Source organism: Paenibacillus amylolyticus (genome assembly GCF_047302515.1).
GTDB classification, from domain to species: Bacteria; Bacillota; Bacilli; order Paenibacillales; family Paenibacillaceae; genus Paenibacillus; species Paenibacillus amylolyticus_G.
The window spans coordinates 5,209,251-5,224,718 of the sequence record NZ_CP168019.1 but is presented as its reverse complement, the minus strand read 5'-3'; the positions used below and the strand labels follow the sequence as shown (position 1 = coordinate 5,224,718).

The following is a 15,468-nucleotide window of genomic DNA, read 5'->3' as shown; positions in this document are numbered from 1 at the left end:
TCTTTTACCGCCTTTTCGCCCCATGCTGTGTCACTTTCCCTTGACGTGCCCCGGCACGCCTGCGGAAAACTTCCTTGCTTGGAACGAAAATTCGGCAAAATCTGCTTCCTTCAGAGTTTTCAGACACGCCCCAAAGGAATTCCTTTCTAATTCGGAGCATATCGTGCGCTATATCTGCCCATGCTATAGAAGAAGAATCTCATCTATGGACGATGAGAGATTAGCTGTAGCAAGGAGGAAGAGACGATGATGGATAATAGCGAACTACAGGTGCATTTCTCAGACGATTCAGCGTTGAATGCCGCAAGGGCAACCTTGGAGGAATTGGGATATAAGCCGTATCAGTCCGGCCCGCTGGAATTGTACATCCCCACAGATCGCCAAGATCCTCAATCTGCCGTAGAGATTGTACAATCTCATGGAGGTAGTGCCGTATTTGCTTCACAAACGGAAGAACTGGATCAGTTTCAGAATATATCGATTCCGGCTCATCTCGTGAATGAGGACTGGAATGAGGGTTATGCGAGCGGAAACCAGGGAAGCCAGACGGAGCAAGGCAGACATAACTATAGCGATGACCCGACATACGATGATTCGGCTGATGGATTCTCAGGCAGTGTGAAAGCATAGAAGCATCACAAGCTAAGAGTAGTTCGAGCCAATTTTTCTAAAATGGAACAATATCCAAAAACCCCGATCGTCCACAGATAGTGGATATCGGGGTTTTTGGCATCTGAAGCAATTCATAATACGGTTTAAGTGTGTAATACCTATTATAGTTTAGCGTGTTTATATTCAGCTGCATGCATGCCAGCCGTATATCCTGTGGAGAATGCAGCGGTGATATTATACCCTCCGGTGTAGCCGTGAATATCCAAAACTTCACCGCAAAAGAATAGTCCAGGCAGCAGCTTGGATTCCATTGTTTTTGGGTATATCTCCTTTAAGTGGATTCCTCCCCCAGTAACAAAGGCTTCTTTAAGTGATCTCGTTCCGTCTGCACGGAAGGTAAAAGCTTTCATTAGTCCACACAAGATGCTTAACATGCCTTTAGGGAAATGGTGGAACGTGAGGTCATCGCTGATCTCTGCCCGTTTCATCATTAAGGGAATCATGCGTTCAGGAACCCATGTTTTTAAAATGTTTTTGACAGCCTTGCGGGATTCTTGTTCCAATACTTGTTGCACCTGTGCTTCCAATGCACCTGGGGACAGTTCCGGGAACAGATCAATGCTCATAATGACCTGTGGGTTTCCAGACTTCATCTGAACCTTGCGGATAAATTGGCTGCAGCGCAGTGCGACCGGTCCAGACACTCCAAAATGCGTGAAGATCATATCCCCGCGATGGGAGATGACAGTTTTTCCTTTGGCATCCACTACGGATAGGGCGATATCCCTCAAAGACAAACCTTGCAATTCTTTGGACTGAATCCAACTCTCTCCAGACACAATGGGTACTTCGGTCGGATATAACTCCGTTATCGTGTGGCCCGCTGCCTCAGCCCAGGGATAACCATCTCCGGTAGATCCGGTTTGGGGGACGGACTTGCCGCCGGTAGCAATGATAACAGAGCGCCCAAGAATGGTTTTACCGGATATCAATTTAACACCTTGTATCTGCTGACCATTCTGAATAATTTCCTTGACCGGTTCTTTGGTGCGAATTTCAACGCCGAGGGAGACAATCTTGCCAACCAGCGCATCCACAACTGTTTTCGCTTTATCGGTTACAGGGAACATTCTGCCGTTGTCTTCTTCTTTCAGGGCAATTCCGAGATTCTCGAAGAAACGCATGATTCCCTGGTTGTCCAGATTCTGAAACGAACTATATAAAAAGCGTCCATTACCCGGAATATGTCGGATGAGTTCATCCGTTTCCTTGGCATTGGTTACATTGCATCGACCTCCGCCAGAGATGCCGAGTTTACGACCCAGTTGATCTCCTTTATCCAGCAGAAGCACGGAGGCTCCATGCTCGGCAGCAGCAACGCAAGCCATCAGGCCCGCAGATCCACCACCAATTACAATGACATCATACATATGTTATTACCCTCTTTTTTCATTGATTTTGTCTGTTTTACGAAAAATGTGTCTACTCCTGGCTTTTTCTGAAATATAATGGAGTTATGAGCAGTTCTATTGTGCAGTCTTAAGGGATATATTGTAATATACTGTCGCCTATGTTTTAATCAGAAATACATGAGGGAATGTGCAGGCAGAGGAGGAGATGGCATTGTGGTTGCGTTAAAGGACATGCTTTTACAAGTACTGCTGGCAGGGTCGGCGGTATTTCTGATTCCCTTATTCCGTCTGGTACTCTCCAAGCGGGCTATTGCCAGAATGGAACATGCCGGAACCGTTCATACCAGTTTTGTTGTGACAAGTGTCGCGAGCATGTTATTGTGTCTGCTGTTTGCGCTCTATGCAAGCCCGATGGCCGTACCCATATCATTAAGCATTGTACCTGTGATACTTGTTATTTTGTATTGTAAGTCCACTATAGGCGTAACGCTGTCCATTCTACATATTCTCTTCTATTTTCTTTTTGCGCATCCCTATGATCTGTACGGATTTCTCCTTCATACGGGCATTCTTCTCTATCCTATTGTATGGTTGTCTGCCAAACGATTCAAGCATAATACACCTTCACGCAAAATGGCGATCCTCATCATCCTGATTACAATGGAACTGATTGTAACGAGTCTGTTATGGATCGCATCCCTCCAGAATGAATCCACATACTCTGCGACCTACATGATACTTACAGCACTTGGATATACCGCTGGAGCCATTGTTGCGGGCAGTCTGAGTCTGCTATGGCTGGAACGGATGAAGCACTATCGCGGGCTGGAGCAGCATCTCTCGGAAGTCCACCACCGATACATAGCTGAAACGGAGAAACTTCATCAGATTCTGAATGCAGTGCCTCTCTCTATTGCCACCGTAGATAAACAAGGCACAGTCATGTTTGTCAATGAGATGATGGAGCAAACCGCAAGGGAGCAGCTACCTTGTACCTCCACACCTGATCTCATCGGACAGCCTGCCAGTCAATTTGTTGAACAAGGTCAGGCGGATAAGATGGATAAAAGTATTCGCAGAGCCATCGTTCATGGTGAGATTAGTGGGTTGACCGTTCGTTACGGTGCACACGTATTTCAGTCCCGAACCGTACCGATTTATGCCTTTTCAACAGAGTCTGCGAGAGAAGTTACAGGAGCCATGCTGATCATTCAGGATATCACGGAGCTTGAGATGTTGCGAAGTGAACTGGATAATGTGGATCGTCTCAGTCTGGTGGGGCAGATGGCTGCAAGCATTACGCATGAGGTGCGTAATCCAATGGCGGTTGTGCGGGGTTTTCTTCAACTTATGCAGGAAAAGAGTCCTGATTCCCTCGATCACTATTACCGGATCGTTCTGGAAGAGCTGGACCGGGCCAACAGTATCATTAATGATTTCTTGTCTTTGGCTCAGAATCGTATTGCCGAGAAAGAAGAATCCCAGCTGCACGATATCATACATGAGCTCAGTCCGTTGTTATGGGCGGATGCGAACCTGCGTGGTCAGAGTATAGAACTCATGTTGGCCCATAATGTGCCAAAGCTGCATCTCAATTCTAAGGAAATCAAACAGGTGGTGTTGAACCTGGCCCGTAACGGGATGGAAGCCATGAATGAGAAGGGTGTGCTTACGCTGGAGACAAGGATTGTGGATGATAAGGTGGAACTGTGTGTACGAGACACAGGGCCTGGTCTACCCAGAGTGAAGAAGGAAAAGCTGTTTGAACCTTTCTATACGACAAAAGCCAAGGGAACCGGACTTGGATTGTCCATGTGCCTGAGTATTGTGGAACGACATAACGGAACCATTACTGTGGAATCGGAGGAAGGCCAGGGCACAACCTTCAAAGTGGCATTTGAACGTTAGTCATTCAGCATATTTTGCCAGACATTGAGACATAATATTATGGAAGAAGCCTTTCCGCAGGCGGTTTCTGAATCTTGCTTTCATTGCTTATGGATGTATAATAGGAATAGCACATCATTACATCCATAATGTTCGATATGAATGTAACGTTGTTTTGGAGAGTAATTCGCCTTTAATTCTATCGAGATCATAGAACAACCATTTATAAGGAGTGAAACCGAATGTCGATGTCATTTGATCAATACATGAAAGATATGGTTCAACCGATGCGGGATGATTTAACTCGTCTAGGAATTCAGGAGTTGCGTACTCCTGAAGAAGTGGAAGCAAGTCTTCCGGATGCAAAAGGAACAGCGCTGGTTGTCATTAACTCTGTCTGCGGATGTGCCGCAGGTCAATGTCGCCCAGGTGTGTCCCAAGCACTGCAGCACGATATTACACCGGATCACCTGTACACTGTATTTGCTGGTCAGGACAAAGAAGCAACTGCAAAAGCACGTGAATTCTTTGCACCGTATCCTCCATCTTCACCGTCCATCGCTCTGATGAAAGACGGAGAACTCGTTCACTTTATCGAGCGTCATCAAGTGGAAGACCGTTCTGCAGAGGATATTGCGGCTGATCTCAAAAGTGCATTTGACCGTTACTGCCGTTAATTCGCTCCAATAGAACGCCCCGCCCTTCGGATCACCGATGCCGGGGCGTTTCATTTTGGATAGATAAGGTTATTGAACCATTCGGACCTTTCAAGCTGGACATCAAATTTCATTCATTTAGAAACGGGGTGTGTGACCGATGAGTTTGCAACAACAGATCATCGCTGAATTGAAGGTTAAACCAAGCATTAATGAAGAAGAGGAAGTACGCAAGCGTGTTGATTTTCTGAAGACGTATGTGAAAAATGCGGGTGCCAAAGGTTTGCTGATTGCGATCAGCGGCGGTATTGACAGTGCAGTGGCTACGGCGCTTTGCAAAAAAGCGACGGACGAGCTTACGCAAGAGAACAACCAAGAGTACAAAACGCTTGGTGTGTTCCAACCTTATGGTGAACAATCCGATATCGACCACAGCTACGCTGTAGCCAAAGCATACGATCTGAAGCATGTTGTGGAAACGAATATTGAAGATGCGGTGAACGAGATTGCGCTGGAAGTGGAGCAAGGCTTCAAATCCTTGGGCAGCCCACGCCATATGACTCACCAAGGCAAAGGTAATGTTAAGGCGAGAACTCGTATGGTTATGCAATATGCGCTTTCGTTTGAAGAGAACCTGCTCGTTGTAGGTACGGATCATGCGTCCGAAGCCATCACGGGTTTCTATACCAAATGGGGTGACGGTGCTGTGGATATCACGCCACTGAGCACCCTGAACAAACGTCAGGTACGCCAGCTGGCAGCATATCTGAATGTGCCACAGGCTATTTTGGACAAAGCACCATCGGCAGGACTGTGGGAAGGTCAGACGGACGAAGATGAGCTGGGAATTTCGTATGAAGCGAACAGTGACTATCTCGAAGGCAAACAGATCGATCCGGCTGCACAAGAGCGCCTCGAAGCGTTCTATACGCGCACACATCACAAACGCAATGCCATTCCTGGTATCTAATACGGGTGGATGAGCATGATCGTTATATAGGGAATGCAAAAAGAGTCACTGCTCACGCAGTGACTCTTTTTGTTATGTGGAACGAGAAACCGCAAAAATTCAGGTGACTATTATATTAAAGATGAGTTAGCTATTCCAGTCTTTGATCTGTTGCAGGGTTTGGGTGATGGCTTGCTCCAGTTGCGGAGTGGTTTCTTTAAATGGATGTACCGTATTAAAGGTGTGGTTCCCTTCTGGCATCTGGTGCCATGGGATATCAGGGCGTACTTGCACAAGTGCGGCAGAACCGTCCCGCAGACGCTGGGGATCTTCTGTTCCCTGAATGAGTGCGACTCGCACAGGTGAAGAAGCCAAGCGGTCGATGATAGCGTAGCGTTCGCTATGCTTGTCCATGTCTTCCAGAATAGCCACGTCCAGTGGCATCTGCTGGCCTGTTCGTCCGTTAACGACATGGCTGCGACCATGCGTACGCATTTCTTCTTTTTGCTCCGCTGTAAAGAGATCCAGATTGGTTACGCCATTCCAGGAGATGACACCTGCCACCTGCTCGGGATGATCCAGTGCATAGACGAGACTTACGCCCGCACCGCGGCTATGGCCAACCAGGTATACAGGAAGTCCATTGAGTTCAGGTTGTGTAGCCACATGCTCCAGTACCAGATCCAGATCGGCAAGCTCCCGGCTGTAGGTATTTACTGCAAACTTTTCAAGTTCAGAGAATTGCTCCAGATATTCGCCGATACCGTTGTGAGAGAAATTAAAGGTCAGCACATGATGCGTCTGGCTTAGTTGTGAAGCTGCATAGGGGAACATGCCCCAGTCTTTGAAGCCTTTGTATCCGTGAGACAGAATGATGACGCCTTGAGCGGGTTGTTGTGCAGGGAAAAAGTCTCCGCGAATGATCGCATCTACGTCAGTGGGCAATTCAAAAGTTATGGGCATGTTTAGACCTCCTCAGAATTTCAGACGATTCCTGATTCATATTTTAGCATATATGGTAATGCGGATAGGTACTCGCTTCTGATCGCCCCTCCTGCTACAATAGAATACGTGTTCGGAGAGTTATGGATCATGTGATCGAATGGAGATCTTTTACAATGCATGTTCAAAAAGAGCGGTTTTCAGTACCGAGAAGATGGAACTTTTGAACAACCTCTTACAGTATAAAAGATTAAGCGGGTGAAGCGTTGATGATATATGGCATAGGCAATGATGTGCTGGAGATTGGACGTATGCGGAAGCTGCTGTCTGGTCGCCATGCTGAAGCTTTCATAAAACGAATTTTAACGCCAGCAGAGCGGGAGATTGCGGTTCGTCGAGGGAAGCGGATGACGGAGTTTGTATCCGGTCGATTTGCAGCGAAAGAAGCGGTGTCTAAGGCATTTGGCTGCGGTATTGGTGGTGTCATGGGCTTCACTGACATTGAGGTGCTGCCTGATGGGACGGGACGTCCCGTGGCCTCGCTGTCCAGTCAAGCCTGGGAACGTCTGCAGCTGCCATATGATAAGCAATATGACATTCATTTGAGTATTACACATCAGACGGAATTGGCAGCGGCCTTTGCGATCGTGGAGCAGATGGAAAAGTAGTTAGCTTGGCAATAGGAGAGGACGGAAATATGGGTTTACAGGAACAGAAACAACATTTCAGCGTGAATTTGCTGGACTGGTATATGGTCAACCGACGGGATTTGCCGTGGCGTCGCCACAACAATCCGTATTTCACATGGGTATCGGAGATTATGCTTCAGCAGACTCGGGTCGATACGGTAATTCCGTATTTCAATCGTTTTATCGGGAATTTCCCGACAGTGCAAGCGTTAGCGGAGGCACCCGAAGAGGATGTGTTGAAAAATTGGGAGGGACTCGGTTATTACTCCCGTGCACGTAATCTTCAGGCAGCCGCGAGACAAGTCATGGAGCTGCACGGAGGCGAGATGCCGCAGGACAAGCCGGCTGTCTTTGCATTAAAAGGGGTGGGCCCGTATACTGCCGGGGCCATTCTCAGCATTGCCTTCAACCAGCCGCAACCTGCGGTAGATGGCAATGTCATGCGGGTACTGTCCCGATACTTCCTCATCGATGAGGACATTATGAAGGGCAGAACCCGGGTGTTGATGGAAGAGCTCGCAGGAGAGCTCATTCCGGAAGGGCGGGCGCGTGATTTCAATCAGGCGCTGATGGAGCTTGGCGCGCTGGTGTGTACACCCAAAGCGCCGCACTGCCTGACTTGCCCGGTCATGGAGCAATGTTCCGGCCGCATCGCCGGAAGAGAGCTTACACTGCCGGTCAAGACCAAGGCGAAGCCGCCGCGCCCTGAGCAGCGGCTGGTCGCGATTGTGGAGGGCCGCGGTGCTCATCGCGGCCAAGTGCTTGTGCGCCAGCGCCCAGACACGGGCCTATTGGCCCGCATGTGGGAGCTGCCGCATGTGCTCGCGGCGCCCGCCGCAGCCAGCAAGAAGGCGGCGCCGCTGGCGGATGAGCCGGCCATGGCATTGCTGGCCGGCAGTCTGTGGGCGGAAGGCTTCGCTGCCCGCCCGGAAGGGCTGGCTACCCATGCGGAGCATGTGTTCAGCCACATTGTCTGGAGCCTGCAGGTGTACAAGTGTACCGAGCAGGACCAGAGCAGTGAGCTTCCGCTGATCGCAGCGGAAGCCAGAGCCGCCTACGATGCACAGGCGGCAACAAGGGAGGGCACAGCCTCATCGTCAACTGTGTCACCTGAGTCAGACACGACGCATTCATCGGAGCCAGGCACGCCTAATGCGCAGAACATCTCAACATCGTTTAACGATGGAGAGATGTTGATGTCATCATCTGATGTTAGTGACCTAGCGCTGAGCACTCCGACACTGACAGGTAAAGGCGATGGCTTGACCTACCGCTGGATCGGTCCGGAAGATATGGATAAGATGGCATTCCCGAATATCTTCCTGAAGCTGATCAGCAGTTATTTTGCTGGTGCGTATGATCAAGTGAATGATTAAATGGGGGAGCTAACGAACTCCAGAGGTCTTATCATGTGGATATACCACAATTATGAATTCTAACGAACCTGAGTGACGTTATCATAGCCAAATCAACCCAAAAGTGCGTATCAAAGCCCGTATCTGGGGAAATAGCTACTCTGAGATTCGTTAGGTTCGCGATACGATGAAATATGGAGCAATAGCGTGTCCTGGGTTCGTTAGAAATAAAACACCCATTAACTATAACTATAGCGGTAGCAAAAAGAGAGCCTGATCACGGTCATGATGACCGAATCAGGCTCTCTTTTATGTTAACTGTTGCATGCTAACAGTCTTATTTTGCAGAAGCGTAACGTTTGTTCACTTCATCCCAGTTGATTACATTCCAGAAAGCGGCGATGTAGTCAGGACGTTTGTTTTGGTAGTTCAGGTAGTAAGCGTGCTCCCATACATCCAGACCCAGAACCGGTGTCAGACCTTCGAAGAGAGGGCTGTCTTGGTTAGGTGTGCTAGTGATGGACAACTTGCCATCTTTACCAACTACGAGCCAAGCCCAGCCGGAACCGAAACGAGTTGTAGCTGCTTTAGCAAAATCTTCTTTGAATTTATCAAAGCCACCCAGTTCGCTATCGATAGCTGCTGCGATGTCGCCTGTTGGAGCGCCGCCGCCGTTAGGTCCGATGATTTCCCAGAACAAGCTGTGGTTAGCATGTCCACCACCATTGTTGCGAACCGCTGTGCGAATGCCTTCTGGTACGCTGTCAAGGTTAGCAATCAGATCTTCCAAGCTTTTTTCTTGCAGTTCAGGAGCGCTTTCCAGAGCTGCGTTCAAGTTGGTTACATAAGTATTGTGATGGCGATCGTGGTGGATTTCCATCGTTTTTGCATCGATATGTGGTTCCAGTGCGTCGTTAGCGTAAGGAAGTGCTGGTAATTGAAAAGTCATAATGAAATACCTCCTGAGATTTTAGGTTTTTTTGAAAACAGGTACATATGTAATAATACCCTTGCCACTAATATTAAACCGCATTCGAGCTAATTAAGCAACATTTTTGTTTATTAAGTCCCCCGAGGCGTTGATCTAATGATGGGCCAGAGATAACAAACATATTTTACCCTTTATGCAACTATTTATGTGTTTCCAGCCGTTAAAATGGATGAAAAGTTTAATATTCGTATGTAAACGGTTACAATTAAGCGCTTTCAAAAGAAAATGCGTGTTTTATGGAGAAAAGTATGGTTTAATTGACGAAGAAGCGGTATTTTCTCGTTTTTTGTCATTATATGAACATTGGGTTTTTGGTAAAAAGGGATTCCCTTTTTGTAAAAAACCTCATCTAAGCTAACGAAAAGGGAGATTTAAGACATGCACGTTCGTTCCTTTCAGTTGAGTGATGCAAGCCAGATGACGGAGCTTCTCCAGGTTGCACTATCGGAAGAGTGTTATGAGAACACGATGGGCCCGTTTGCCCGTCAATTGTCATGGGATTCTGACCTGATCATGGTTGCGGAAGAAGAGGGAGACCTCGTCGGCGCTTTGATCGGTACGATTGATCACAACCAGGGTTGTATCTACCGTATTGCGGTACATCCAGACTATCGTCGCCGTGGAGTCGGCAAAACACTTGTCGAGGCTATGGAACAGCGGTTCCAGCAGCGTAAAGTCAGCCAAGTATGGGTGGCGGGTGATGAGCACAACAAAGTAGCCATGCCTCTATATGAAGCAATGGGTTACGGTGCCAATCAGATTATGAGCGCTTTCCAGACTCTTAGTATTTTGTCCAAAGCTTAGTTTGCATGTTTAAAAAGAAATAAAAAAAGATTTTCATTTCATATTAGGCATATCTCTTTAACGTGTAAGAACGTGAGGGATGTGCCTTTCTATTTATATGAGTGTTCTTCACGTTATATTCCTCTGGTTTCCTCATTTTCTAACATACTTCGGAGTCTCCGAATTCTATTTAAATTAACGCGATTATCCCGGCTGTATTCACGATAACGAAGGTATTGGTGCTCATAACCAATTGTTTCACTCTCCCAAATGGAGTAGACTGAAAGGGAGTATGGTTACCATGTTACAAGTTCAATTCAACTATTTAATAAATGAGGTGTCCCTTTGAGTTCTAATAATCATTCAATGGAACATGTGACTTCCGAGCAACGTAATGAACCGTCAAAGCCTGAACAACTGGGGAAATCATGGGTTGTCGAGCTGTGGGACTGGGTCAAAACGATTGTTGTTGCTTTTGTAATCATGATGCTGCTGAACCTGTTTGTGTTTAATCTGTCAATGGTCAAGGGACAGTCCATGCAGCCGACACTGGTTGAGCGAGATCGCCTTTTCGTCAACAAAATCGTATACCATCTGGGTACTCCTTCCCGATCAGATGTGATCGTACTTCGTGATCCAAGTGAAGGTGTAGAGAAGAAGGATTTTCTGGTGAAACGGATCGTTGGACTTCCGGGAGATACAATTGAAGTTAGGGATCACCATCTATATGTGAACGGCGAGCAACAAGCGGAAACGTACACCGATATTGAGGTGCAGGACCCTGATTTTGGCCCAATCACACTTGCGCCGGATCATTTCTTTGTGATGGGGGATAATCGTCATGAAGGCAAAAGCAAGGATAGCCGAGTGTTTGGCAGTATTACATCCGACCAGATTGTAGGCAAGGCTGAATTTATTTTCTGGCCGTTTTCTGAATTGAAGAAATTGTAAAATGCTGACAGGACAACAACTTCAGACTGCATTTTGCGTTAAACCATATAGACTCGTTCCGTTTGAATTCAAGTATGCAAGGCATATATAGAAATTAACGCCTGTCCTCTTACCGTGAGGCGGGCGTTCACTATTTACGGAATAAGTGTCGGAAGAAGAGAGGGAAGAGAAATGACGAGCGTACAGACCGGGGCAGCACAGGATGCCTCCGTATGGGAAAAGTTAAAGCAGGAGATCAAGGCAGCTGGCCCCGGACTGGGCATTGATGATATCGGATTTGCTTCTGCTGATCCCTTTGTTTCCCTGAAGTCGCTGCTGGAGCAGTCGCGGGATAAGGGGTATGCTTCAGGTTTTGAAGAGCCGGATATTGAAAAAAGGGTGCACCCCGCCTTAAAAGATGGCGAGCCCGCTTCACTTATTGCGATTGCCGTGGCATACCCATCCAAAATGGTGAATCCGCCGAAATCGGAGCCTGGCGCGTATCGAGGCATTTTTGCCCGTTCGGCTTGGGGTCAGGATTATCATCAGGTCCTGCGTGCAGCGATGGACAAACTGGTAAATTTTATACGTGAACGTGTACCTGAGGCTATGATCGAAAGCATGGTAGACACCGGAGCATTGGTGGATCGTGCGGTGTCCCAGCGTGCGGGGATTGGTTTTAGCGCCAAAAACTGTGCCATTATATCACCCAAATTTGGTTCATGGATTTTTCTCGGAGAACTGGTAACGAATATTCCTTTTCAACCAGACACACCTGTGACCGAAGACTGCGGTGAATGTACAAAATGTATCGATGCCTGTCCTACAGGAGCATTAGTGGGGCCGGGGCAGTTGAATGCACAGCGCTGTATTTCTTTTGTAACCCAGACAAAAGGGTTCGTGGATGAAGAATTTATGCTGAAAATAGGCAACCGTCTGTACGGTTGTGACACGTGTCAGATTGTCTGTCCGAAGAACCGGGGCAAGAACTGGGATCACCATCCCGAGTTTCACCCCGATCCGGAGATTGTGAAGCCACTCCTACTGCCGCTGCTGGACATCGGTAACCGGGAATTCAAGGAACGTTTCGGTCAGAGTTCCGCCGCTTGGCGGGGCAAGAAGCCGATTCAACGCAACGCCGTTATTGCCCTGGGCAATTTCAAAGACAAAAGTGCTGTACCCAAACTTACAGAAGTATTAAAACGTGATCCGCGCCCCGAGTTGCGGGGAACCGCAGCCTGGGCGTTAAGCAGAATTGGAGGAGAAGACGCCATGAGAGCAATTGGGGAAGCTGCCGCTAACGAACAAGATGGGAACGTACTAAGCATGCTGCAGAAGGCCAAGGAGCGACTGAGTTCGTCCGAGACCTTACCCAAACAGCCACAGGCTGGGCAAGTGAGTGAGAAGCAGCCAGAGGAACAGAACAACGAGAACAATTCCTTACGTGCGTTACAACAGGATTTGAAAATGGAAGCTGGGATTGAACCGGATAGTGAGCAGTCTGCACAGCCTGCCAAACCGGAAGCCGCAGCGTGGAAGCCTTCAGCCGTTACGGGTCTTCATGGCAAGCCCGTATACTACGATGAGGTACTGACACCGATTGGTACTCTTACGTTATGCGCGACGGATGAAGGGCTGTGTCATATTGATTTTGGCGCCTTTCACGTACGCGAAGCTCATCTGCAACAATGGGCCCGCATCTGGATTGGCGAGTATCGATATGAGAAGAATGAAGAGAAGCTCAGCGAAGCTGCAAAGCAGTTAAAGGAGTATTTTGCAGGGGAGAGAAAAACGTTCGACTTGCAGCTTGATCGGCTTGGAACACCATTCCAGCTACAAGTATGGCAAGTTCTGTCCGATATATCTTATGGAGAGGCCTCATCACACCAACAGGTTGCGGAAATCATCGGCAGACCCAAGGCTGTTCGTGCAGTTCTGGACGCCATTAGCAAGAATCCGATTCCGATTATTATTCCCTGTCACCGTATCAGTGGTAAAGACGGTACCCTGGTGGGTTATGTAGGCGGTCTGCAAACCAAGGAGCAATTGCTCGCATTGGAGCAGCTATCGTAAGAGCGGGGGACGTTCATGAAGTATGTAAACGTGGAGAGCGTGGAAGCGGGGGAGCTTCTGGGCAAGACGGTATATTCCAGTAACGGCACGGTATTGCTGTCTGCCGGAGTCCAGCTCACCGTATACATGGTCAATACGCTGAAGCGTATTGGCGTGACCATGTTATACATCCAGGATGAAGCGTATAAAGATGTGGATGCAGAAGACATTCTGGATGAAACCACGAAACGGGCAATAATTAACGAAATGAGTGTCACACTCGAATCCATTCGATCCGGGAAAGACTGGAGTCCGAGAAAGGTTGCCCTCAGTATAGAGAAGTTGCTCAATGATGTACTGAACGGGCGTGAAATGCTTGTGCAGCTCACCGATATTCGTACCAAAGACAATGCACAGTATGTTCATGCGATGAATGTATGTTTGTTGTCTTCGGTCATCGGACTGAATATGGGACTCAATTATAATCAACTGAAGGACCTTGCTGTGGGGGCATTATTGCATGATATTGGCAAAGTGGGGGAACCTCCTGGCAGTGGCTCTGCTGCAAATTCTTCGCTGCATCATACATGGCGTGGATTCGAAGTGATTAAGAACAAACGGGAGTTCAGTCTGTTGGTCGCCCATACAGCCCTGCAACATCATGAGCATGTAGATGGGACAGGCATGCCAAGAGGGATCAAGGGGAGTGACATTCATCTGTTTGCGAGAATCGTTAGTGTGGCTAATATCTATGATAATCTCATTAATGGTTTATCCAAGGACAGTTTGATGCCACATGAGGCCTGTGAAGAGATGATGGCGTTGTCTGGTACAAAGCTGGATCGGGACATTCTGATTGAGTTCAACAAGAGTGTATCCGTGTATCCCAATGGTACAGCGGTACGACTGTCCACCAAAGAGACTGGAGTCATTGTGCGTCAACATCGGGGATTGCCCGGCAGACCTGTAATTAGGGTGGCGCGCGGAAGTACGCGTTATTCTCTGGATGTGGTTGAAATCGATCTAGCTCAGCATACAACCGTTTTCATTGAAGCTGTCATGACGTAGCTTGTGTGCGGTTCAACTGGAAAATCCGTTTGCTCAAGGCGTGCGGAAATGCTATGATACTTTCAGGAAATCCGCTCTGTGTCAGGTTTGCAACATATGTGTTGAACATCATGAAGTGACACGGATTATCAGGCTTTTTAGAATGCATACAGAGGTGTCTAAGAGATGGATATTGTTATACCGATTATTACATTGATTGTTGGTCTGGTCGGGGGATTTTTCATCGGGGTGTTCTACTTGCGTAAACAACTTGAGAAAATGCAAAGCAATCCGGACATGCTTCAGAAAATGGCGAAGCAAATGGGCTACAACCTGAATGGCAAGCAAATGCAGCGTGCCCAGCAGATGATGAAGAATCAGCAGCCAGGAGCGAAAATGCCTCAGCCGCAACAGCATCCTGCGCGTAAAAGTTCGGGCCGCCGAAAATAATAGCAGTGAAGTGAATAACTGCTTACCTTATTGTGGTTCGAAAGGAGGCGTTTGGCAGTGGCTGGCGTTAAAGATTATTTGAATTCAAAAGTATCCGACAATCGGGAGAAGATCGAGTATCATGTAGAGCAGATCCTGAAATTGATCGGAGAAGATAGTACACGTGAAGGGCTGCTTGAAACGCCTGCACGTGTGACCCGAATGTATGAAGAAATTTTTGGCGGATATGAAGTAGACCCGCGCGATGTGCTCGGTGTCACGTTTGACGAGAATCATGAAGAACTGGTTATCGTCAAGGATATTGTCTACTACAGTCAGTGTGAGCACCACATGGCGCCGTTCTTCGGCAAGGTGCACATTGGGTATGTACCAAGCGGCAAGATCGTTGGTCTGAGCAAAATGGCTCGTCTGGTCGAAGCAGTAACACGTCGCCTGCAAGTTCAGGAACGTATTACTTCACAGATCGCTGACATTCTGACTGAGGCCGTTGAGCCTCATGGAGTTATGGTCGTTGTGGAAGGCGAGCACTTGTGCATGTGTTCCCGCGGTGTGAAGAAACCGGGAAGCAAGACGGTGACGTCTGCTGTACGTGGTTCTTTCCGTGAGAATCCGGCACAACGTGCGGAGTTCTTGTCTTTGGTGAAAGATTAAGATCAGGTATGTCCACTCGTTGGACAAGCCGGATGTGTAAGTTCCTTTGGTTTTGGAAGCAG

15 protein-coding genes are annotated in these 15,468 nt (G+C 47.9%); 12 read left to right on the top strand and 3 right to left on the bottom strand.

All coding sequences use genetic code 11. The features are described 5' to 3' along the window. Positions 1 to 246 precede the first annotated feature (246 nt). Positions 247 to 630, top strand: coding sequence for a hypothetical protein (locus ACDJ59_RS22725; protein ID WP_150363991.1), 384 nt, complete (start codon positions 247 to 249; stop codon positions 628 to 630). Between the two features lie 143 nt (positions 631 to 773). Here ACDJ59_RS22725 and ACDJ59_RS22720 read toward each other — a convergent pair whose 3' ends face one another. Beyond that, positions 774 to 2,042, bottom strand: coding sequence for an NAD(P)/FAD-dependent oxidoreductase (locus tag ACDJ59_RS22720; RefSeq protein WP_413405981.1), 1,269 nt, complete (start codon positions 2,040 to 2,042; stop codon positions 774 to 776). A gap of 195 nt (positions 2,043 to 2,237) precedes the next feature. On the opposite strand from ACDJ59_RS22720, the gene ACDJ59_RS22715 reads away from it, so the two are divergent. The 3 genes from ACDJ59_RS22715 to nadE all read left to right on the top strand — a co-directional run bounded on the left by ACDJ59_RS22715 (position 2,238) and on the right by nadE (position 5,537). Further along, positions 2,238 to 3,932, top strand: a complete 1,695-nt coding sequence (locus ACDJ59_RS22715; RefSeq protein ID WP_413405979.1) for a two-component system sensor histidine kinase NtrB — start codon at positions 2,238 to 2,240, stop codon at positions 3,930 to 3,932. A gap of 221 nt (positions 3,933 to 4,153) precedes the next feature. Beyond that, positions 4,154 to 4,588: a BrxA/BrxB family bacilliredoxin gene (locus ACDJ59_RS22710; RefSeq protein ID WP_017690788.1), complete on the top strand. Its 435-nt coding sequence runs from the start codon at positions 4,154 to 4,156 to the stop codon at positions 4,586 to 4,588. A gap of 139 nt (positions 4,589 to 4,727) precedes the next feature. After that, a complete protein-coding gene (gene nadE / locus ACDJ59_RS22705) occupies positions 4,728 to 5,537 on the top strand; it encodes an ammonia-dependent NAD(+) synthetase (RefSeq protein ID WP_047841401.1) in 810 nt (269 codons plus the stop codon). A gap of 126 nt (positions 5,538 to 5,663) precedes the next feature. Here nadE and ACDJ59_RS22700 read toward each other — a convergent pair whose 3' ends face one another. After that, on the bottom strand, positions 5,664 to 6,479 hold the full coding sequence (locus ACDJ59_RS22700; RefSeq protein WP_413405977.1) for an alpha/beta hydrolase family protein: 816 nt from the start codon (positions 6,477 to 6,479) through the stop codon (positions 5,664 to 5,666). A 248-nt stretch (positions 6,480 to 6,727) separates the two neighbouring features. On the opposite strand from ACDJ59_RS22700, the gene acpS reads away from it, so the two are divergent. Then, complete coding sequence (gene acpS / locus ACDJ59_RS22695) at positions 6,728 to 7,126, top strand: holo-ACP synthase (protein ID WP_036614140.1); 399 nt, start codon at positions 6,728 to 6,730, stop codon at positions 7,124 to 7,126. Between the two features lie 29 nt (positions 7,127 to 7,155). Then, complete coding sequence (gene mutY / locus ACDJ59_RS22690; RefSeq protein ID WP_413405975.1) at positions 7,156 to 8,523, top strand: A/G-specific adenine glycosylase; 1,368 nt, start codon at positions 7,156 to 7,158, stop codon at positions 8,521 to 8,523. 316 nt (positions 8,524 to 8,839) lie between these two features. On the opposite strand, the gene ACDJ59_RS22685 is transcribed toward mutY, so the two are convergent. After that, complete coding sequence (locus ACDJ59_RS22685; protein ID WP_036614138.1) at positions 8,840 to 9,451, bottom strand: superoxide dismutase; 612 nt, start codon at positions 9,449 to 9,451, stop codon at positions 8,840 to 8,842. 420 nt (positions 9,452 to 9,871) lie between these two features. Between ACDJ59_RS22685 and ACDJ59_RS22680 the strand changes: the two genes are divergently transcribed. The 6 genes from ACDJ59_RS22680 (at position 9,872) to folE (ending at position 15,406) form a co-directional block, all read left to right on the top strand. Then, positions 9,872 to 10,297, top strand: coding sequence for a GNAT family N-acetyltransferase (locus ACDJ59_RS22680; protein WP_017690782.1), 426 nt, complete (start codon positions 9,872 to 9,874; stop codon positions 10,295 to 10,297). Between the two features lie 345 nt (positions 10,298 to 10,642). Beyond that, complete coding sequence (gene lepB / locus ACDJ59_RS22675) at positions 10,643 to 11,227, top strand: signal peptidase I (protein ID WP_413409890.1); 585 nt, start codon at positions 10,643 to 10,645, stop codon at positions 11,225 to 11,227. A 171-nt stretch (positions 11,228 to 11,398) separates the two neighbouring features. After that, positions 11,399 to 13,279, top strand: a complete 1,881-nt coding sequence (gene queG / locus ACDJ59_RS22670) for a tRNA epoxyqueuosine(34) reductase QueG (protein WP_413405971.1) — start codon at positions 11,399 to 11,401, stop codon at positions 13,277 to 13,279. Positions 13,280 to 13,294: 15 nt separating this feature from the next. Beyond that, entirely contained in the window at positions 13,295 to 14,326 is a 1,032-nt protein-coding gene (locus ACDJ59_RS22665) for an HD-GYP domain-containing protein (RefSeq protein ID WP_017690779.1), read from the top strand. Between the two features lie 165 nt (positions 14,327 to 14,491). Continuing rightward, on the top strand, positions 14,492 to 14,755 hold the full coding sequence (locus ACDJ59_RS22660) for a YneF family protein (RefSeq protein ID WP_017690778.1): 264 nt from the start codon (positions 14,492 to 14,494) through the stop codon (positions 14,753 to 14,755). Positions 14,756 to 14,812: 57 nt separating this feature from the next. Then, the gene (gene folE / locus ACDJ59_RS22655; RefSeq protein WP_036668229.1) at positions 14,813 to 15,406 is read left to right on the top strand and encodes a GTP cyclohydrolase I FolE; all 594 of its coding nucleotides are present in this window, start codon (positions 14,813 to 14,815) and stop codon (positions 15,404 to 15,406) included. The last annotated feature ends 62 nt before the right edge of the window (positions 15,407 to 15,468 follow it).

Excerpts from the sequence above, each read along its gene's own strand:
- queG (WP_413405971.1), top strand. The coding sequence starts at position 11,399 with ATGACGAGCGTACAGACCGGGGCAGCACAGGATGCCTCCGTATGGGAA.
- ACDJ59_RS22700 (WP_413405977.1), bottom strand. The coding sequence starts at position 6,479 with ATGCCCATAACTTTTGAATTGCCCACTGACGTAGATGCGATCATTCGC.
- ACDJ59_RS22660 (WP_017690778.1), top strand. The coding sequence starts at position 14,492 with ATGGATATTGTTATACCGATTATTACATTGATTGTTGGTCTGGTCGGG.
- ACDJ59_RS22720 (WP_413405981.1), bottom strand. The coding sequence starts at position 2,042 with ATGTATGATGTCATTGTAATTGGTGGTGGATCTGCGGGCCTGATGGCT.
- lepB (WP_413409890.1), top strand. The coding sequence starts at position 10,643 with ATGGAACATGTGACTTCCGAGCAACGTAATGAACCGTCAAAGCCTGAA.
- mutY (WP_413405975.1), top strand. The coding sequence starts at position 7,156 with ATGGGTTTACAGGAACAGAAACAACATTTCAGCGTGAATTTGCTGGAC.
- ACDJ59_RS22725 (WP_150363991.1), top strand. The coding sequence starts at position 247 with ATGATGGATAATAGCGAACTACAGGTGCATTTCTCAGACGATTCAGCG.
- ACDJ59_RS22680 (WP_017690782.1), top strand. The coding sequence starts at position 9,872 with ATGCACGTTCGTTCCTTTCAGTTGAGTGATGCAAGCCAGATGACGGAG.
- acpS (WP_036614140.1), top strand. The coding sequence starts at position 6,728 with ATGATATATGGCATAGGCAATGATGTGCTGGAGATTGGACGTATGCGG.
- nadE (WP_047841401.1), top strand. The coding sequence starts at position 4,728 with ATGAGTTTGCAACAACAGATCATCGCTGAATTGAAGGTTAAACCAAGC.
- ACDJ59_RS22665 (WP_017690779.1), top strand. The coding sequence starts at position 13,295 with ATGAAGTATGTAAACGTGGAGAGCGTGGAAGCGGGGGAGCTTCTGGGC.
- ACDJ59_RS22710 (WP_017690788.1), top strand. The coding sequence starts at position 4,154 with ATGTCGATGTCATTTGATCAATACATGAAAGATATGGTTCAACCGATG.
- ACDJ59_RS22685 (WP_036614138.1), bottom strand. The coding sequence starts at position 9,451 with ATGACTTTTCAATTACCAGCACTTCCTTACGCTAACGACGCACTGGAA.